The 18,627-nt window shown below is 47.2% G+C and carries 16 protein-coding genes; 4 read left to right on the plus strand and 12 right to left on the minus strand.

Features of this window, described 5'->3' with window-relative positions; genetic code table 11:
• Positions 1–296: 296 nt before the first annotated feature.
• The 9 genes from LZD49_RS34525 to LZD49_RS34565 form a co-directional block, all read right to left on the minus strand.
• Positions 297–575, minus strand: coding sequence for a hypothetical protein (locus tag LZD49_RS34525; protein ID WP_234673080.1), 279 nt, complete (start codon positions 573–575; stop codon positions 297–299).
• A gap of 101 nt (positions 576–676) precedes the next feature.
• Positions 677–1,111 carry a MauE/DoxX family redox-associated membrane protein gene (locus tag LZD49_RS34530; protein WP_234673082.1) on the minus strand — a complete coding sequence of 145 codons (435 nt, stop codon included), beginning with the start codon at positions 1,109–1,111 and terminating at the stop codon, positions 677–679.
• Between the two features lie 133 nt (positions 1,112–1,244).
• Positions 1,245–1,811, minus strand: a complete 567-nt coding sequence (locus LZD49_RS34535; RefSeq protein ID WP_234673084.1) for a Crp/Fnr family transcriptional regulator — start codon at positions 1,809–1,811, stop codon at positions 1,245–1,247.
• A 6-nt stretch (positions 1,812–1,817) separates the two neighbouring features.
• Positions 1,818–3,023, minus strand: coding sequence for a hypothetical protein (locus LZD49_RS34540; protein ID WP_234673086.1), 1,206 nt, complete (start codon positions 3,021–3,023; stop codon positions 1,818–1,820).
• A gap of 166 nt (positions 3,024–3,189) precedes the next feature.
• Positions 3,190–3,345, minus strand: a complete 156-nt coding sequence (locus tag LZD49_RS34545) for a hypothetical protein (RefSeq protein ID WP_234673088.1) — start codon at positions 3,343–3,345, stop codon at positions 3,190–3,192.
• Between the two features lie 190 nt (positions 3,346–3,535).
• Entirely contained in the window at positions 3,536–4,675 is a 1,140-nt protein-coding gene (locus LZD49_RS34550; RefSeq protein ID WP_234673090.1) for a sensor histidine kinase, read from the minus strand.
• Positions 4,672–5,484: a LytTR family DNA-binding domain-containing protein gene (locus LZD49_RS34555; protein WP_234673091.1), complete on the minus strand. Its 813-nt coding sequence runs from the start codon at positions 5,482–5,484 to the stop codon at positions 4,672–4,674. The genes LZD49_RS34550 and LZD49_RS34555 overlap by 4 nt, the downstream gene beginning before the upstream one ends.
• Before the next feature lie 139 nt (positions 5,485–5,623).
• Complete coding sequence (locus tag LZD49_RS34560; protein WP_234673093.1) at positions 5,624–8,695, minus strand: lantibiotic dehydratase; 3,072 nt, start codon at positions 8,693–8,695, stop codon at positions 5,624–5,626.
• Positions 8,696–9,550: 855 nt separating this feature from the next.
• Positions 9,551–9,934, minus strand: a complete 384-nt coding sequence (locus LZD49_RS34565; protein ID WP_234673094.1) for a hypothetical protein — start codon at positions 9,932–9,934, stop codon at positions 9,551–9,553.
• 271 nt (positions 9,935–10,205) lie between these two features.
• Between LZD49_RS34565 and LZD49_RS34570 the strand changes: the two genes are divergently transcribed.
• The 4 genes from LZD49_RS34570 to LZD49_RS34585 all read left to right on the plus strand — a co-directional run bounded on the left by LZD49_RS34570 (position 10,206) and on the right by LZD49_RS34585 (position 14,077).
• The gene (locus LZD49_RS34570; protein WP_234673095.1) at positions 10,206–10,979 is read left to right on the plus strand and encodes a hypothetical protein; all 774 of its coding nucleotides are present in this window, start codon (positions 10,206–10,208) and stop codon (positions 10,977–10,979) included.
• 634 nt (positions 10,980–11,613) lie between these two features.
• The gene (locus tag LZD49_RS34575) at positions 11,614–12,414 is read left to right on the plus strand and encodes an SDR family oxidoreductase (protein ID WP_234673096.1); all 801 of its coding nucleotides are present in this window, start codon (positions 11,614–11,616) and stop codon (positions 12,412–12,414) included.
• A 59-nt stretch (positions 12,415–12,473) separates the two neighbouring features.
• On the plus strand, positions 12,474–13,391 hold the full coding sequence (locus LZD49_RS34580; protein WP_234673097.1) for an AraC family transcriptional regulator: 918 nt from the start codon (positions 12,474–12,476) through the stop codon (positions 13,389–13,391).
• A 371-nt stretch (positions 13,392–13,762) separates the two neighbouring features.
• On the plus strand, positions 13,763–14,077 hold the full coding sequence (locus LZD49_RS34585; RefSeq protein ID WP_234673098.1) for a GNAT family N-acetyltransferase: 315 nt from the start codon (positions 13,763–13,765) through the stop codon (positions 14,075–14,077).
• A gap of 206 nt (positions 14,078–14,283) precedes the next feature.
• Here LZD49_RS34585 and LZD49_RS34590 read toward each other — a convergent pair whose 3' ends face one another.
• The 3 genes from LZD49_RS34590 to LZD49_RS34600 form a co-directional block, all read right to left on the minus strand.
• Positions 14,284–16,662, minus strand: coding sequence for an ABC transporter permease (locus LZD49_RS34590; RefSeq protein ID WP_234673099.1), 2,379 nt, complete (start codon positions 16,660–16,662; stop codon positions 14,284–14,286).
• A gap of 488 nt (positions 16,663–17,150) precedes the next feature.
• Positions 17,151–18,071, minus strand: coding sequence for a transposase (locus LZD49_RS34595; protein ID WP_234673100.1), 921 nt, complete (start codon positions 18,069–18,071; stop codon positions 17,151–17,153).
• A gap of 47 nt (positions 18,072–18,118) precedes the next feature.
• Positions 18,119–18,627, minus strand: a 509-nt coding sequence (locus tag LZD49_RS34600; RefSeq protein WP_234673101.1) for a transposase, incomplete at its 5' end; no start/stop codon positions are given.

An 18,627-nucleotide genomic window follows, 5' to 3' on the forward strand; every position in this document is an offset into this window, starting at 1 on the left:
TTATGAATGAGAAGTTGCATGCATTGGCGGGAACGTTCTGGGGGATGGACGGGAAGCAAAGCGATTGAAAATGCACAGGAGTTGTTTTGGTCATTGAGAGATAAAGGATAGATATAACGACGAAAACTAGACTTGTGCAGCGCTACGTGCCCAAACCGTTGGATCCAGACCGGCTTACTACGGCGTGCATCGTAGATTTTTTCAAGGATATGGAGCTATACTTTATCAGTTCCTGCCAACAGCAAGAGGTAGTGAGCTGTTTGGACGGGTGGCATTGCCACCCGTCCAAGCTTTAATCAGGGGACATAGCCGTTTGAGACCACCGTTGCTGCGCTCTGATTGTCTTCGGCGCTGTGCTCGTTGGGGTCGTAGTTCTCAGGAAAGTCGGCCTGACAAATGCCCGATGTGGTAACACAACCTGAAACCTGTCCTTGCTGCCAATTCTCACTGGTAGACCCACCGGTGCGTGTCCACCTTTGAGCTTGTTTGCCTGGGAAGTTTGCTGCCAAAGCAAGGCTGCCACCAAGTAGCAGGGCGGCCAGCGGAAGGACACTTAATTTACTTTTGGTTTTCATCACAGTAATTGTTTAGTGTTTGAAATTGAGATGTTTTTGCAGGGAAGGGCGGGTACCTGCGGCCCGGTCGGCAATTCTCCCTGGGAGCACGACCGATTATCTTAGAGTTTTGAAAGCAGGCCTCCTTTCATTTGGTGGATGATATATATACCAATCAACGAGATGGTCAGAAAGAATAAATTAAAGATCAAATGGGCCTGAAAGCCCATCTGCTGCAAGACGCCGCCGCAGCTACAAGGCGTTTTTCCAAAGAAGTCTGCGACGACAAGACCCATATAAGCGGTAAAGCCAACCATCAAGATGGCTGATGCGTAAAGGCCGCTAAGCCGGGTTGATTTAACCAGCAGAAGTGCCGTCACAGCCATCTCACTGATGGGGATCAGAAGCGTCAGAGGCCAGATGGTCCATGCAGGGAAAGGCTGCAGGGCGAGCTGCGAGTTAAAAACCCGGAAAGCGACTAATTTTGAAATTGCCGTGTAGCTAAAAAGTACGATCAGCAAAGCTGTGATAGTGGTCAGGGCTGTTTGTCTAGTCATGATGCCGGTGGAAAAGTCAGGTCGCATTATTAACCGGTCGCTCCGGATTGCTTTCGAAAATTAGCCCCGAAAGATTTCTTTGGGCTTCGGGAATATGAAGTCGGAGTTTGAATTCTTTGTTATGGCAGCATGATTATTTTGTGCTTTTTCTTATTTCGCTGATTGTCTGTGGGGTAATGCCAAGGAAGCTGGCAATGTCACGCAGGTGGACGCGGTCTTCAGGGAGAAATTTTTTGAATTTTTTGTAAGCCTCGCGCGCAGGTAATGCGCATAAATGAGACTTCAATTCGGCCATGTTGCGGTCTGTAAGAAGGATCTTGGCGGCAAACCGTGCTACTTGGCCCGGGGCAAGTTTGAGGGCGGTCGCACTTGCATAGTTGATGGCTGAAAGCGATGAGGGTTCCAGGGCTTGCAAATGGTCAGCGGTTGCGATGTTGGGCTGCTGCGCACCTGTCAGTAAGATAACCTGCCTTTCCTTCCAGAACCTTGTTACGTGCTCGCGGCCTTTATCGTCATAGTATAAGCCTTTGAGAATGCCCTGGTGAACAAAGAGGGCTTCTGGCTGGTGGCTGTCTTTAAAAACCATCTGCCCGGGCCTTAGGGTTTTACTAACGGGCATACTGCCAAGTAGCTGCCAGAGAGCATCGTCCTGCTGGTAAGCCTGTGACAAATAGCCGATCAGATCATTTTCCCTTATCACAGATCCTCAGTGCGTATCATGCTCGGAGATCCAGCGGGTGAGCAAATCGAGCATCTCAAGCACGCGCTGCTTATCGGATTCTTCGAACTGGTAGGCTTTTGCCCGCATGCTTTCCCAGGATATATCTTTTTTGCGTGGTGTGGAAAGGTGTGGGACAATTTGCTGGAAAACACTGTTCATTGACCTTGCCTGAATGATACGTAGCGAATCGAGAGCCCTAAGCACCAGCGCAATCTGGTCGATCGAAAGAAAGCAAAGGATCTTTGCCTGATCCGAGGCGACGTCTGGGATTGCGCCAGAGGGTTCGGCGGCTTCCCACTGCCGCTGTTTTTCCAAGTATTGCAGCTCTGCATCAAACCAGCGTCCAATTGCCGTTCTGACATCTGTGTAGCCAGTGTGAAGGCAGAGTTCGGACTGGTGGTGCAGTTGATTAAAATCCTTTTGGGCCAGAAGCAGCTCTCCCCTTTTTTGGGCAGCAGACTGCATCTGCCGGATGCGTGCAGCTATGCCGCTGGTGTAATAATCGACAAAGGTGCGGCTGTTAAAATTCATGAATACCAGCATTTGAGTGAGCTGTTGGCAACTCTGCTCACCTTGCGGCAGGGAGCTTGCCAGCTTTTCGATCTGATCGATCAGCTCTTTCTTGTATAGCACTTCTCTAAACGTGGCCCGCCGTTTCTTTTGATCTTCTTGGTCTGTAAGCGTGCTAAAGGCGCCAAATATCATTGCTGCCAGAGGCGTGCCCGCTGTCGCAGCGTCGAGCCATGGCGTGAGTTTTTTCAATCTTTCCCCAATACTGTCTTTGACACTGGCAAGGTGAGCCGAGGGCACCCAACTGTCCAGGTCAATGTATTCTCCAAAACGATGTTCGATAAAATCAAGCAGCTCATTAATTGCCTCAATTGCCGTTTTTCCTAGGCTTGTGGCCTTTTCGCTGGTAGCCGCTATCTGCGGATGGCGCTCAAAAGCGGTTTCGAGAAGCAGGAAAAGCGAGCGGTGGTATTGGCCAACCATCCGCTGAATTTTGCGTTTGCTGAAAATTCGGAAGGCAGCTTCTGAAAGAAGTGTCTTGTTCTGAGTGATTTCCTGCTGCATCAGCGAACCGAAGCTTTCCAGCTCATGTGAACCGATGTTTGAAATGTTCGTTTTGGCAGGGTCCAAAATCGTGGTGACCACAAGATCAATCCACCGAAGGGCATATTTTTCATCCATTTACATCCACCAGATTGATCTACGTCCTATACCGATAAAGCAGCAGTCTGAGCACTTGGGCTGTGGGAGGGTGGAGGTGTAAAAGTCTTTTTAAAGGGCTAACAAGACAAATTAAATAGACTAATCAAGGGAAACTGTATAGCAGACGGGGTAGGAGTGCCCGTTATCAGTGGCCGATTTCCTTCGAGGAAGGCAACGAACAAGCCAGCCGAATGGCGACTAGCTTGTTAAAATAGGTGCTTAAAATAGGTGCCTTGTCAGCGCTGGCGCCTGCGGAAACCGCAAGTAGTTCCGCTGGTGGTAATCGTGTCCTGCTTTTCATATTGGTTTGATACAGGCCCCAGCAGTGCTAGGCTGGCTATTTCCCGTTTTTTGAGAACGGGAGACGAACTTGTCTTTTGAGTTTGCATCTGAATTTTGATTTGTGTTAGACAATGAACCGCCCCAAATCACCTGCATTCTTCTTGCAATCGGAAATTTAGTATACCAGTCCCGAAAGTTTGTATACGGGGTCAGGGTTCTAGTGGAATTTGTAAATAAACCAGAAAACTCTCCGGTCTTTCTGTAACCAGAAGCCTGTATTTGTCGGGGAAGTGACCTTCAAGCCTGCGCCTCAGGTTTCTAAGGCCTAAACCGCTTTGAATTGACTTTCTACGTTGAGATTGTTCGGGTAGCGGTTTACTGTTAAAAACCTGAATGGTGACCGTATCTGGATCAATATGGCAATTGATTTTTACGTATGAGGGCTCGTGGGTGGAATGAACGCCATGTTTAAGGGCGTTTTCAATCAAGGTGGTGAGCAGTAGTGTGGGCACGCGCTTGGCAGTTGCTGTTTGACCAGTAGATTCAAAATCAATTCTGCTTCGCTGGCTAGATCTCATTGTTTCCAATTTTAGATACCGCGATATGAAATCAAGCTCTCTATTGAGCTCAATGAATTCAGAACGGGTATCGTAAAGAGCAAAACGAATCATGTCCGCCGCATCGATCAGATATTCGGAGGCTTTCTTCGAAAAGGGATCAACCTCGACACTGGCCGCATTAAGCACGTTTAAAATAAAGTGCGGTGCCAACTGCGCCCTGAGCTCTTTGAGCTCTTTTTCAACTTGGTCTTTTTCCAGCGCAGCCCGCCTGAGATCACCCAGTGCACCGCGCCTTATCCATTTGAGCCCTATGGGCAAGGCCAGCAGCTGCATGTCCATCAGATCAAAAACAAACACGTACCAGTCTCTACTAGCTGCCGGAAGCCAACCTCTAAGGTAGTATTTGCCAATAAGCTGGAAGTTCCTCGGCAGGTTCTCAAGCCCTATATGGCTCTCGTAAAAGTGATACAGCGGCTTTGTTACAAGGTGTGTCACTAAAATACATGCCAATAGCGTGATCAGTGGACTGAACCATGTCTGTAAAGGTTTACCACTTAGCCCTGCAAGGAGCAACGCGCCATAGTAGATCGGGATGAATCTTGCGTAATAAAGCAAATAGGCAAGCCTTGTATCAGCGTCATATACACGTTCTGGCAGAATCGGGAAGAAAAAAATCATGTGATAGCCGATGAATGTCCCCCAGAAGATCATGTGGCTTGCGGCGCGCATGCGTGGCTCGCCCGGCATCAACAGCCGGGAGAAAGCCCCACTATTCGTTTCGTCTTTCATATCCTTCGCTGGCGGGCTAGCAGTTGGTTGATGATATTTTCACGGCCCTTGTAGCTAGGGATCGCAAAATCAGAACCGTCGGGCATTCGTACCATGTTGCCTTCAATAACCCGGATCGCCGACCGGTTAACAATATACGAGCGGTGAATCCGGAAAAATTGTGATTGTGGTAGTTTGCGTTCGATGGATCCAATGTTGCCTTTCACAAGGATTTTGCCTCCCGAGTAGTAGACCTTTACATAGTCTTTCAGACCTTCAATCGCATACAGCTCACTTAATTTGAGGTGATGGAACTTTTTTCCTGAATAAATCCAGATCGAATCATCTGGGTCGATGTCGGCCTGGCTTGGCTTTTTTTCATTAGTAGTGACACCACAGGTTGAGCCTGACGATTGATGCGCATGTCCTGCGATAGACTGTAAATGTTTTACGCGTATGTTTTCCCTTGCTTTGATGACAGACCGGTAGAAGCGTGCAGTTTTGATTGGCTTTAAAAGAAAAGCATCCACATCATTTTCAAAACCTTCGAATGCGTAGTCACGGAAGGCTGTGGTTAGTATGATTTGTGGCCTGGGCGCAGCAAGCATCCCAATCAAATCCAATCCGTTGAGGCCTGGCATTTCGATATCTAAAAAAATGAGTTGAGGCTTGATCGTTGCGATCACCTCGATTGCTTCTACGCCACTGTTACAGTGACCTTTCAATTCAAGCCAGGGAACCGTCTCAATCAGCCGGTTCAGTGAAATGTGGGCGGCCTGCTCGTCATCGATGATAAGACAGGAGATTGCGGAAAATAAATTGGTGTCCATTTCGTAGAATTTTCATTTAGATTCTTAGCGATTGGGCGAGGAGAAGCTTGGTTGTCTATTTAACTAAACAATTGGTTACAAAATAGTAAATGCGGGTCAAGATTGAAAGCGAATTATTTATTTTAATTTTGATATTCAATTAATTAGTGAATTTGTGCAAAAGTTTGGTAGCGGATTTGTAGTATTTACTTAAAAAGTGAAACAAGATCATTTCCTGTTTTCGATGGTTACTTTCAAGAATCCGGTTGAGGCACATGTGAACATAGCTAGAAATTTCTGCTGTTGAGATTGCCTCTATCCGCATCGACTGGATCTGCGCAGATCTCTCTTTAAAGCAGCTTTCAAGCGTCATTGGTAATAGCGCCCGAAGTGCAAGTGTTTGTTGGATTTGCACCCGGTGCTTCCTGTACTTGCTGTCTAGCTGCCGGGTGAGCGCCTGGTTCTGGGCGAATTCGGACAAAAAGCGTTGATAGCTTGTTTTGGCGAAATCTGCTCTTTCATTTATGCTCAGGCCGAAATCATTGAGCATCGCGTCCACCGCGTATAGAGCGGCAAGCCATCGGCCCTGGTCATCGCATTCATGTCCCAATAAGGAAATGACCTTAACGCTCGCTAGCGAGTCCTTGTAAAAGATCGATTCTACCATCTCAAAGCTCAGGCTATGATACCGTTCAAGCTCCCTTTCATAAGTATCAGTTTGTATTTTCTCAATGGCGCCCTGGCAAGCAGTGTTTTCAAGTGCGGTCCGGAGCCGGGCCAACACCAGATGCCAGCGCTGCTTCGTAGCCAATCGGAGGCGGATTCTCAGGTGATAAGACGGATCAAAATACCGGACATAAAACCACTTGCTCACATACCCTTCGTCTGTAAGCTGTTGGCAAATCCCGGCCAGCGTTGTAGTCAAGAGCTGGTCGGCTTTAACGACGGAAAGGAAGATTTTCAGATAAAGCCACTCGCTTCCCAGATGAAACATTCGCTGCTCATTCCTGGGAACCGGCGGGCGGACAGGCGCTTGGGTAGCGGATGGTTTAAAGGCCACTACCAATTCGTGGGCAAATAGCTCTCTTTTATCTGTTACAGGCTGATAGGTATTGGATTGTAAGTATTCCTGAATTTGCAGACGGTCGGACTTTTGCAGTTCTGCTTTGAAGAGCATCCGGGAGAAGCGGCTGTTGAAATCGATCAAAAGCAAATTGTCACCCTCGCATATCTGGATTAGCCTTGGAATTCTTAAATGATCTTGCAGCTGCTGCCAGTGCTCATCTAGCTCAATCATATCAAGGATCATTTGACGGTTTTCGCCCGAAAGGTTCCACCGGGCAGGGCTCAATATCAATTGCCGGAATAAGACACGCGGGAGAAACGAAAAGCTTTCCAGGCGCTCCCAATTCCAGGCCATCAACTGGCTTTGCTGATTGGCCACATCTGATAAAAATTGATAAACCGGAAGTCCAAGCCCATAATTGTGGGCGGTGGTATTGTGTGGGATGATCCTTTTTATCAGACTTTTGCTTGTCAGGATAAAGCAGTCATCCTCTGAGATTGAAACCAGAATATCGCTGACAGTAATTTGCCTGGATTTAGGCATCACCGAATAGGAAAGGTAAGGGATTTCATAGGGCCAGAGATGGGGCCTGCTGAGAACGGCCGCTGTTTTCGCGTCCGGAATGTGGGCAATCTCGGCATGGATATTGTCCTTATCGATCTCTGCGAGCTCTCTGGCTGCATCAGATAGACGGGATGCCAACAGCGGATCGTCTTGCGCGAAGCGAGCCATTAGCTCAAGACCAGACTGACCACCGGCGGCCTTCAGATAGAACCGGAGGTAGCCGCCGTCAATGTTTTTTGCCGAACTGGAAAGCATCTCGCCCAGCCAGTAAAATCCAGCCTGCTCGGCAGGCTGCCCGGCGAGCGTCTTTAGATCGCTTTCCAAAATCTCGACCTCGTATAACTGGCGTGATAGCGCTCGGTCCAGTACTTGCTGTTTGATGCGGCTGGCGGCTGTTTGCAGTCCGGAACTGGTGTATTCGCTGTGCGTAAATTCCAAATGCGCGAGCAAGGTAGGCGGTTTGCCCGCCTGCACAGCAAGTCCGGCGTATTCCATTCCCATTTCACTTTCCAGCAGCTCGGAAAGGGGCAGTAGCCGGTCGCCATAATGCGCCCGGAATTTTTGTTTCAAGACCGTTAATGGGCTCGATTGCTGGTTACTTCGCAAAAGTCCCTTCACCGCTGCAAAATCATCAGCTAGTTTGGCGACGACTTTTTTGCTAAGCGTGATTCCACTTGCCAGCAGGCTTAGCTGGGCGCGGAACAACTGCTGCCCCGATAGCGCAGGAATGATGTTGGTCAGTTCTCTAGCCGTATTTTGCAGGCAGGACGCGGAATCTCGACCGTGAAGCTCGCAGATCAGCTTGTGGAGCTTCTGGGCTTCTCTGGATTTTGCGCGGTACCGGTCAAGATCCTCTTTGAGGCGGTCTTCGAAATCAGGACCGGTCGCATTGGGTGAGACCTCGTTGAGCAGAAGGCCCAAGTCTATCATATCCTGTATCAACTGGATGGATTGATCAGGTGAAAATTTTTCGCGTAGTCGGTCTGCCAGTTCGATTTTCGTTTGCGGCGTTCCTGCGGCCTCCAAAAGCAAAGCAAGTTCATCGAAACGCTCGACCTCTGAAATGACATGCTCTAAGGTCTGGCCGTTCGTTTTGGTTTCTATATACCGGTATCCTGTCGGAGTGGGGTATAAACTACTATTGGCCACATACCGGGTCTGCCGTGTGGACATCTGCTGCTTTTCCAGAAAACTGGCGATATAGACCAGTGCAGTCATTTGTAACCTGATTGTCTTTTTTACTTTATTGATGGCAAGCCCGCTCAGTTTGCTGCGCTCAGCGAGAAGACCAGTGCCGGTTACAGAGAACAATCCAAACGGGGTCGCCCGCGTGCTCATTCTGATCAAATACTTGTAAAGCGAGAAAAGTACTTTGCGCCTGAATTTTTCTGGGGCTTGTTTATCGTAGGCATTCATGGCCGCCGAAAGAGAGGGAGAAGCAAGATAGATGGCTTGGCGAAAGGGCTCAGTTTGATAAAATTCAAGTAGCGCCACTTCCCACTTTTGAAAATCGTCGCCGCACTGCTGATGCAGGCTTGCTAGCGCGCAGGTGGGCATGGCAGCCCGCCTGAGCATGAAAAAATCATAGGGCTCGTTGTACATCGTGGTAAACGTTGGGTTGGAGTGAAATGTCCCAAATTCGGCGCTGAAGCCCACTTCTGCGAATTTAGTATACCAGTCTTGCCCGATTGTAGATTTGCCGAGCAACTGCGGTAATCCGCAGTTGCTCGGCCGTATTCGGCGATCCCTATACCGCCGCATGCTGATTGGTCGATGGTCAATGCGTGCTGGGCAAGAATTAAATACTGTTTTTGAAATCCTGGCCGGGGAAGATTTTTTGTGGGTCCAGCAAAAGTGTTCGGCATAACCGCGGCTGCACCCGCTTTCTTATTCCGATTCCTTTTGCCCGCTGTGGCCATGACTGGGGTTGAGCTCTCTTTTCTTATTCGTTTGGACCGAAATTGGCGGTTTTCAGTAGTCTGACCCTGAAATGTAAGAGCAAAACAACTGGTTCAATTGATCTAAAACTGGATAAGTGCATGGCGCATAACATTAATTCAAGGAAAACACAAGGCAGCACTCTTTTCTCTTGGTCTCAGAAAAAGCTTTTATGGGCCGCGCCAGTTTGTCGATGGCTGCGGTTCAAGCACCGCAGAGATCCAGCTCACAGGAATGGATTATCAGGGTCTAGGATTGCCGATTTTCAACAGCCAGATACACAAGACCCTTCAGGAGAACGTGATGATGTTCTTCGACGAGTTTACCAAGGAAGCAGAGTGCTTTTCCATCTGCCGGGTGGTCAGTAGAAAGCTGCTTGACCTGGTCGGCCCTGGTTACCAAATTGTCATGAACTTTAGGCGTTTGCCTTCTTTGGCATTATCACCGATCGAGAAGGTACCGCTGCGAAATTGTCGACGCGCTCTGTCATGGTGATCTGATTTTTATCACCGCCAAAAGTCAAAGCGTGTCCTTACCACTTAATTTGGTGATGTGACACCGATCGGCTTTGAAGACGTAATCCTCCCGAACGACTACCTCGCCGCCGCGTTTGCCGATAAACCGGAAAGTATCTTGTTGGTTTTCTAGCTTCGGCTGGTAGTTGTCATCGAGGACAATGTAATTGTCAGACCTCAGATCCGAATTGCCCAGATTGCGGATGGTGTCCGAGTTTGATAGCCGGACTGTGTACGAATCGGCCAGGGGGACACCAGGTACGTGTAATAATGCGTATCTAAATTCTTCCGTGCAGATCACGCCGCCTGCACTCTCTTCATCCGTGCATCCGGATAGCGATATCGCAAACGAAAAAGCAAAGAGCAATGCAAGTGTTCGGGTAGTCATAGCGCTTTTTTGTTAAGGGTGATCATTGGAACATACCTATGATGACAAGATTTGAGGGGCAGCCGTTGGAAACTAATTTTACTATCAGGGCCTACTGATAAAGGGAACCCAAAGCCTGCTTCATCTGGAAGCTATAAATTTATGTAAATGGCTTCCAGATGAAATCGATCAGTGAGGATCCTGTTAACCGGTATCGGCGACATCTGTGTTTTTGTTTTCCAACCTTTTGATGTGTTGTAAGTGTCTTACAATCAAAGATAAATCTGACATTATGAGAAAAATATTACGTCTTATGCTCCTTGGGCCGCTTTGGTTAGGATGCCAGTCAAGTGAACCCTCTGATTTTGGGATTGAGCCGGATTTCGTTGCTTATGAGGACGAGGCGCCAATGCTCAAAAAGGCTTTTTGCGATGACGCTGAATGTAAGGATCCAAGTTATGAAGAGCGCTACACTTACACAGCAGAGGGCAAATTGAGTAAAGTAGAGAGTTTTAGCAGGACCGCTACGGGAATAATGGAGATGCAATCCTATACCGATTATTTTTTTGAGGGTAATGGCCTGATGACGCGTAAAGTTCAATACGGCAGGCATGGGGCATTGCCAGGTTGGGTTGCTTATTATGAATCGGAATTTGAGTATCAGGATGGTTTGCTCAAACTTGAAAAAACTTATTTTAACCGGCAGCTAGAAGAAAAAGTTTTCACGGGAGCGGTGGAGTATGAATATGAAGATGGCAAAAAAGTCGGCCAGAAATGGATGGACGATCACGATAAATTTTATCGCCGGGTGAAATACGGATACAAGAATGATGTTGTGAATCTGGAAACGTGGTATGATGAGAAAGACAATGTTATCAGGATTTTTGAGCACAAGTTTTCAGGGAACCGCAGACGAATCGGCGAGTATCTGCTCAACTCAACAGAATTGCTGGCCATGATAGAAAAGACATACGACACAAAAGGAAGATTAGCCACTCAGGAAACCAAGGTGCACAACCCAATCCTCTGCTCAATGACACCGGGACTAATTAAGTATACCTATTAGCCAGGTGGATGAAGGCGCTTTTAACCGCACCTCGCGCAAATCGAGATGTAGGATCTATCTCAAACGCGTATTTCGAGATTGGTCTTAACAGTAAAATTGCTTCTGCCAACCTGTTGACGTGCCGATCCATCCGCAAATTGTCAGTCGCTTGTGTGGTCAACGCATCATTCCACGGGAATTGTTGTATTCCGGCGAAGTGCCTATTACCAATATTTCAACCCAACAATTTGCAACATATTGGCGGTCATACGTAACTTGGGGCATTTTATTGTTCATTCTAAAGTGAGATAGCACACCTTAAACTGTAATTTATCTCTTGCTCAAAGCGCCACTACAAACGGTCGCATATATGTGGACAAGCAACAACTCAACCACTGTGGACTTAGTCCATAGTGGTTGAGTTGTTTACGTAAGAGACAGCGTCAATATTACGTGTTAGGCCATCATTGATAGGGTCGACTTCAGCCCGCGCCGCTCAGGACGGCATTGGGTGAAGATACGCAAAAAGAGCTGGCACCGGCTAGCGAGAAGTAAAGGATAGCGAACCATTTTGGCTACAACAATCTCCACATCCGCTCCAAGCGCCAGTCGCGCGCTGCGGAAATTTGTCTTCCGAAAATAACAAGTGAGACAAATGACAAAGACGATTTTTATTACTGGTGCTTCAACAGGTATCGGAAGGGCTACGGCCAAATTGTTTGCGGCCAAAGGCTGGAAGGTGATCGCGACCATGCGCAACCCTGAAAATGAAACAGAACTCAATGCGCTGGATAATGTAACGGTGCTGCGCCTCGACGTGACCAACCCGGCGCAAATCCGCGAAACCACGCAGCAGGCGCTGGCTTTGGGCGATATTGATGTGGTATTCAACAATGCGGGTTATGGATTGTTCGGCGCATTAGAAGCGATGACCGACGATCAGCTGGTGCAGCAAATGGACACCAATTTCTTTGGTGTCGTGCGGGTGACACAGGCCTTTATTCCCTATTTCCGTGAGCGAAAAGCGGGACTTTTTATCACTACCGGCTCATCGGCAGGGCTGATGGCTTTCCCAGTAAGCTCGATGTACGATGCCAGTAAATTTGCGCTGGAAGGCTGGGCGGAAAGCTTGTCTTATGAGCTGAATGAATTTGGAATTGGGATTAAAACCATTGAACCCGGATTGGTGGCGACGGAAATCGGTGCGAAGTCGGTGTTTGCTACGCACCCGGCTTATGAAGCATTGACGAACAAATTCTTGGCGATGCTGGCACCCGACAAAGCCGCGACGACATCCGAACAAATCGCAGAAGTGGTGTACGGCGCGGCTACCGATGGTACCGACACATTAAGATACGTCTGTGGCGACGATGCCAAAGAATGGTATGCGCTGCGCCTGGCTAAGGGCGACGAGGCTTTTCGGGACGGGATCAAACGATTGTTAGCCGCTGTTTAAAATCAAAGGTCTGCCGGCGCAAGCTGGAACGATTTGCGCCGGCAGCCCATTATGTGAGTATGAAAAGGGAACATCTCAAACCGCGCGTTTACCGCTCCATTGCCGAAATGCAGCGTGCATTCGGCCTGCCGCAACCTTTGCACCCGCTGATCAGCTTGCTCGATTTCGATAAGGTGCGGATCACCGCCGAAATGCTGGCCGATACTTTTGCCATGGATTTTTATAACATCACCTACAACGAATCGGCGGGCTGCCGGATGCGGTACGGGCAAACCACCTACGATTTTCAGGTAGGTGGGATGTTTTTTTCCTCGCCAGGTCAGCCGCTGACGGGCATTCAGGTGGCCGAAACGACCCGCGGGTTTACCTTGCTGGTCCACCCTGATTTTCTGAGAAACTACTCACTAGACGCCAAAATCAAGCATTACGGCTTTTTCTCCTACTCGGTAACCGAGTCGCTACATTTGTCGGACAAAGAAAAGTTGATCATCGAAGGCATTGCCGGAAACATCGGCGACGAGCTCGAAACTGCTATCGACGACCTGAGCCAGGATGTGCTGATTTCGCAGTTGGAGCTGATGCTGAATTACAGTCAGCGGTTTTACAAACGCCAGTTCATTACCCGCAAACCGATCCACAATGCATTGCTGGAAAAGCTGGACCAGTTGCTGAATAATTATTTCGACGACGAAACCGCCCTGCTCAAAGGGCTGCCGAGCGTTCAGTATCTTTCGGACGAATTAAACGTTTCGCCCCGCTATCTGGGCGACATGCTCCGCGCACTGACCGGCCAGAATACGCAACAGCACATCCACAACAAGCTTATCGAAAAAGCAAAGGAAGTGCTGACATTCAGTGATCTGACAGTCGGGGAAATCGCCTACCAGCTCGGTTTTGAGCATCCGCAGTCTTTTAGTAAGTTGTTTAAATCGAAGACCAACGTTTCCCCCCTGGAATTCAGAGCGAGCTTTAATTGAGAAATCACACCTGAGGTTTTCACAAAAAAGGGCAATTCCCGTATATGCAATGTATGGAAAACAGGATGGGCTGTGTTCTCATGAACAAATATCTGACCTTGCACGCATAATTGGAGCTGAGCATGTTAAGTACTTCTAGAACTACTGACAAACCTTATTCATTGACCAGCAAGAAATCTTCCTACAGACAATAGGTACGTGGCTCGGGAGGTCCAAGTGAACCTAAACTTTTGATTAGAATAACATGGAAAGTAAAATCACTATCAGAATAACGGCAAAGGGCGATCTTGCGCAAGTTATCCGTTTAGCGCAGCAACTGAGCGAGACGGTGAGTATATCGGAACCATAAGTCACCACCAACGCTACTGCTCTTGGATAATGAACAGCATTCTTTACTTGTGGCCGCCAAAGGCGAATTGGTTGTTGGCTATGCCTCCGGATACTTCCATCATGCAATTTATGCTAGCGGGCTGGTCGCCGATGTACATGAAATCGTAGTTGACGCTGAGTGCAGGTCAACGAGAATGGGATCACTATTAATGGACCGATTTGAACAAGTGAGTTTAGAAAAAGGGAATCGCCCGATTTCACTGGCGAGGTTTGGTACAAAAGGATTTTACGAAAAACTCGGTTACACAACCAAGGCTGGTTATTTTAAGAAATATTTAGAATATCCTCGCAACTAAAATAACTGTCTCAACAAGTCAGCACGTTACGCAGGAATGAGACGTTGATTTGTGAGATGGCGGTCTAAGACTGATATGCTTCTCCACACGTCAGTTACAGGGAGCAAGTAGGAGAGGCGGGAATTTGGGACGTTTTAAGAGACAAAAAACCGAACATATTTAAAGCTGGCACTCGCCGTCCAAGCCTATGAAACCTGGAAAATGCTTCATTCACTCTTTATCGCGGTGACGGGAGCCATCAACGCAGCTCTGATCGTCTGAAAACTGATCGTCAATAATCCAACCATGAAAGTGAAGGCCCCGGAAGCAACGAAAAGCCAGGGACTTAATTTTGTTTGGTACGCGTAAGATTGAAGCCAGCGGTCCATCACATACCAGGAACAGGGAATCGCAATTACCAGCGCGACAGAAATCTGCCTGAAAAGGTCTTTCGTCAACAATTCAAGTATCTCGCTTACCGTCGCGCCCAAAACTTTGCGTATTCCAATTTCAGCTGTTCTCTGACTGATATTAAGTGTAGAAATTCCTATCAACCCCAGACACGACAGGAAGACCGCGATGCCGGTCAGCAACGCAAAAAACGCCCCGAACTTGGCTTCGGCATCATATTGCGCATTATAAGCTTCATCGGCAAAGAAATAGCTGAAAGGAATATCTGGGATGATTGTATTCCACTGACTTTTTAGCTTGGCAACGCTTTCTCCTACCGACGGATTGGGCAAAGTGATGCTGACAAATGTGAATAGACCCGGGGAGATACGGAACGTCAGTGGCCGGACCGTTTCCTGAAAGGAGTGATAATGAAAATCTTTCGTGACTCCGACAATCGTACCATGACGGCTTAACTGCTGGAATTTTTTCCCTATGGCCATTTCCGGGCTTTTAAAGCCAAGTATCCTACACGCAGATTCATTGATCAACATGGCCTCTGTCGAGTCAGAAGCCAGCCCCTGACTGAAAGGTCTGCCTGCGGCCATTTGAATCTGATAATGTTTAAGAAAATCATGGTCTATAAAATAGGCATCAGCTTGTAGCTCCTGCAGTTCAGACCCGCTATTCTCTAACAAGGTCGGGTAGGTATGATTTGCCCTGCCCGGTATGCTGGAAGACATGCTGACTGCCCCTGCACCAGCCAGGCCACCCAAAACATGCTTTAAAAGGGCCGATTTCTTCGGGACCTGTCCCTCAAACTGAAAATCCACAACAAGCTTCTGATCCTTTTTAAAGCCAGGCTCATGATTTCTCATGAAATTGAGCTGCTGGTGGATAACAGCGGTAGCAACGATCAAAGCAACAGCTACCGAAAATTGAGCGACAATAAGGACTTTATTAAGACTTAACTCACGGGTAAATGTAGAGAGTACACCTTTCAAACTATTTACCATCCGGGCTCTGGATAGAAAAAAAGCGGGATAGATTCCAGCTATTATTCCAATAATCAAAGCACACGGCAAAATGGCTGTGAGCGGCTGGAGGAGGTGAATCCGACTGTCAATGATCGTTTTCCCGGTCAATGCGTTGAATGCCGGTGCCAGGGATAAGATTAGTATGATGGCCAAAAATGAAGCAAGGCCACTCATTAAAATCGAATCAAGTAAGAATTGAAGGACAAGTTGTTTTCGATTACCCCCCAGCACCTTCCTAACACCAACCTCCTTCAATCTTCGAGCGGAATAAGCTGTGGTCAGATTTACAAAATTGAAACACGAGACAAAAAGTACCAACAAGCATATCGCCGAGATTATATAAACATTCTGTCTGCTTCCTGAGGACGAAGTTCCAGTCCTTGTACCTCTGGGTTTGCCATCCAGGTAAACGCTTCTTAGAGGTTCTAAAAAAAGCTGATAAGTTGAACGCGTCTGGTCGGTATGGGCTTTTACAAGCTTTGTGATTTTGTTATTTAATGCTTCAATATCCGGATTTTGATTGAGTTCAAGGTAGGTGTAAAAGAAGAAACGTTTCCAGTTGCTGTCCCACTCCTTACCAAGCTTTGTTACTGGAAGCAGATAATCTGTGCGAAAATGTGTGTTTACAGGCATATCCCTCATAACGCCAGTAACATGCACTGTATCCCTTCCATTCAAAAGCAAGATTTTACCAATAGCAGGATCTTTACCAAAGTATTTATGTGCCGCCGTTTCAGATATGACAATGCTCGACGGAGATTCCAATACTTTTGCCGGGTCGCCACTCAGCAGCGGAATTGTAAAAACAGAAAAAACGGAAGGGTCTGCATAAGCAATCTTTTCCTCCCCATATAAATTTTTATCCCTTTGTATGATTAAATAGTCAGGAAAGATTCTTGTCGTATTTTTCACTTCAGGAATGGACCGTTGTATGACAGAAGCCATTCCGCCCAACGTACTTCTGTAGTCGACACCTGACTCCGTTTTTACATCCGTTACAAGCCGGTAGATTTTGTCTGCTTTTTTGTGACCGCTGTCATAACTGAGCTCGAAAAGCACATACATCGCACCAAAAAAGCAGACACACATCCCAACCGCCAGCCCAATCAAGTTGATCGAGCTGTACAACTTATTGTTCGCAACGTTCCGCCACGAAATTTTCAAATAGTTTTTAAACATAGAAAAGGTATGAATATGTGATTTGTTTGAAAGCAATTGGCGTGGCTAAAGATGGAATATAGGGCCCCGCCGGTACCGATCCTGAATATCTTCAAGAAGCGTAACCGCTACCCCATTTACTCCTATGGGAGCAGGCTTCATAAGCGACAACATTCTTTATAAAAGATTCACTTTTGCTTACACCGGATTTTACGACCGCTTAAAACGATTGTTAGGGCTGTGAAAGCCTCTGAGCGTACAATTCTCACAAAACATACGATTGTCAGACTGTAAACCTCGCTTATGTATCCAAATCAGCCGCAATTTTCGGACGTTTTGTCAGACAAATATATTTGTTTCGAAGCGTCATTCAAGTCCAAGTTCATACGGGATTTATCTCAATGATCGGATACTTACTTCTCAAAGTTTCAATAAACGGTTCGTGGCCGTTGCACAACTAGCAGGAGATTTCTGGTGAGTGAATTTCAATAGGTTCTTTCCGAGGATTTTTATGAAGTCAACTCAAAGCGATTAGAAGGCATCACAAACGTAGCATTACAGTGTTCTATGGCCTCTTTTGCTGCACTCTGCACCAATTTCCTATTAAATGTTTTGAGGTACTTTTTAAGATTAAAGCATATGGCTGACATCAGCATCACCTTGTGGGCCGCGATCTTTCCTATGACGTTGATTTTACTTAATCCGTAGTGATGGACCAGGCTTCCAAAGACCGGCTCTATTGTACTCTGTCGCAATCGTTTCATTTGTTTGCCTTGCCTGGTGTGTTGCCTTTCATGAGCTCTATGGTAATAGTCCTCATAAGTTGTCGTGAATATTCTTTTAAATGGGGACTTGGGGGTACAGGAATCTTTGAGAATGCAGGGAATGCAATCCTTTTTAGACGCTCGGTAATTCTTTATGGGCTGTCCATCGGAAGTCCGGTCAAAGCCTTTAAATGGAATTCTCTTATTCATGGTGCAAATGAAGACATCTTCTTTCCGGTTGTAGGTAACCCATTCCCTTTCCGGTTTATACTTGCCAAAAACAGGTATCCATGGTGTGATATTCCGTAATTCTAAGAATTCGTAATTGTAACCGTTGGAATAACCACCATCTGCTAGCAGCTCTGTAATTCGCAGTTCATTCTCCTTTAGTCGGCTTTCGACCTTTTCAGTCATCGCTGGCAAATACTGACTATCTCTTCCATCTGCAAAGTCTGCCTGTATATGGCTGATTACCCCCTGGCCTGTATCGACTGCCATACTGCAATGATAGTTGAGCTTTCTTGCTTTGCCAGGCTTTACCGAAATACGTGCATCTGGGTCGTGGGGGTTGTAATGTGTCTTATTACTAAACAGCTGTGCTTTTTCGTGAGAAGCGCCGCTGGCACTAACTGGGTTTTCGCGAAGTTTTTCCTGGTGAGATTTCATGCGCCTGAGATGATGCGGGCGAGCAGTTATCAACCCGACCGACGAAGTTAGGGTAGTGACTGTTTGTTGTTGTTTTCAGCAATCACATTCTCAAAGTGGCTCTTGACAGATTGAAATGGCCTTTTTAACTCAAGACTTTCCATTGATGCATTAGCTTTGATTGGTGCGGAATCCAGGGCCTGAGTATGTCCACTGACCATTCCTTTGTTAACACACATAGCGAAAACCTTGTCGAATAGACTTTCAAAAACAGTGGCTGGATACAGTTGCCTGGTCCTACTGATAGTCGAATGCCAGGGCAGCTGCTCATCAATATCATAGCCTAAAAAGTAAAGAATGTCCATTCGCATCGAGCAGTGCTCTACCAGACGCCGATCTGAAGTGATGTTATCCAAATAACCGGTCAGCATTAACTTAAAGAACACAACGGGATCGATCGATGGGTTGCCTGTTTTGCCATAAAGGTTGCTGGTGTCTCGGTATAAAAACTGCATGTCGAGTGTTTCACCGAGCCTACGATAAAAGTTCTCCTTCGGAATACGATCTGAAAGTTGGA

Source organism: Dyadobacter sp. CY261 (genome assembly GCF_021440085.1).
Taxonomy (GTDB): Bacteria; Bacteroidota; Bacteroidia; order Cytophagales; family Spirosomataceae; genus Dyadobacter.

What these genes read in the sequence shown, in the direction of transcription:
- LZD49_RS34525 (WP_234673080.1), bottom strand. Translation starts at nt 575, where the DNA reads ATGAAAACCAAAAGTAAATTAAGTGTCCTTCCGCTGGCCGCCCTGCTA.
- LZD49_RS34530 (WP_234673082.1), bottom strand. Translation starts at nt 1,111, where the DNA reads ATGACTAGACAAACAGCCCTGACCACTATCACAGCTTTGCTGATCGTA.
- LZD49_RS34540 (WP_234673086.1), bottom strand. Translation starts at nt 3,023, where the DNA reads ATGGATGAAAAATATGCCCTTCGGTGGATTGATCTTGTGGTCACCACG.
- LZD49_RS34545 (WP_234673088.1), bottom strand. Translation starts at nt 3,345, where the DNA reads ATGAAAAGCAGGACACGATTACCACCAGCGGAACTACTTGCGGTTTCC.
- LZD49_RS34550 (WP_234673090.1), bottom strand. Translation starts at nt 4,675, where the DNA reads ATGAAAGACGAAACGAATAGTGGGGCTTTCTCCCGGCTGTTGATGCCG.
- LZD49_RS34555 (WP_234673091.1), bottom strand. Translation starts at nt 5,484, where the DNA reads ATGGACACCAATTTATTTTCCGCAATCTCCTGTCTTATCATCGATGAC.
- LZD49_RS34560 (WP_234673093.1), bottom strand. Translation starts at nt 8,695, where the DNA reads ATGTACAACGAGCCCTATGATTTTTTCATGCTCAGGCGGGCTGCCATG.
- LZD49_RS34565 (WP_234673094.1), bottom strand. Translation starts at nt 9,934, where the DNA reads ATGACTACCCGAACACTTGCATTGCTCTTTGCTTTTTCGTTTGCGATA.
- LZD49_RS34570 (WP_234673095.1), top strand. Translation starts at nt 10,206, where the DNA reads ATGAGAAAAATATTACGTCTTATGCTCCTTGGGCCGCTTTGGTTAGGA.
- LZD49_RS34575 (WP_234673096.1), top strand. Translation starts at nt 11,614, where the DNA reads ATGACAAAGACGATTTTTATTACTGGTGCTTCAACAGGTATCGGAAGG.
- LZD49_RS34580 (WP_234673097.1), top strand. Translation starts at nt 12,474, where the DNA reads ATGAAAAGGGAACATCTCAAACCGCGCGTTTACCGCTCCATTGCCGAA.
- LZD49_RS34590 (WP_234673099.1), bottom strand. Translation starts at nt 16,662, where the DNA reads ATGTTTAAAAACTATTTGAAAATTTCGTGGCGGAACGTTGCGAACAAT.
- LZD49_RS34595 (WP_234673100.1), bottom strand. Translation starts at nt 18,071, where the DNA reads ATGAAATCTCACCAGGAAAAACTTCGCGAAAACCCAGTTAGTGCCAGC.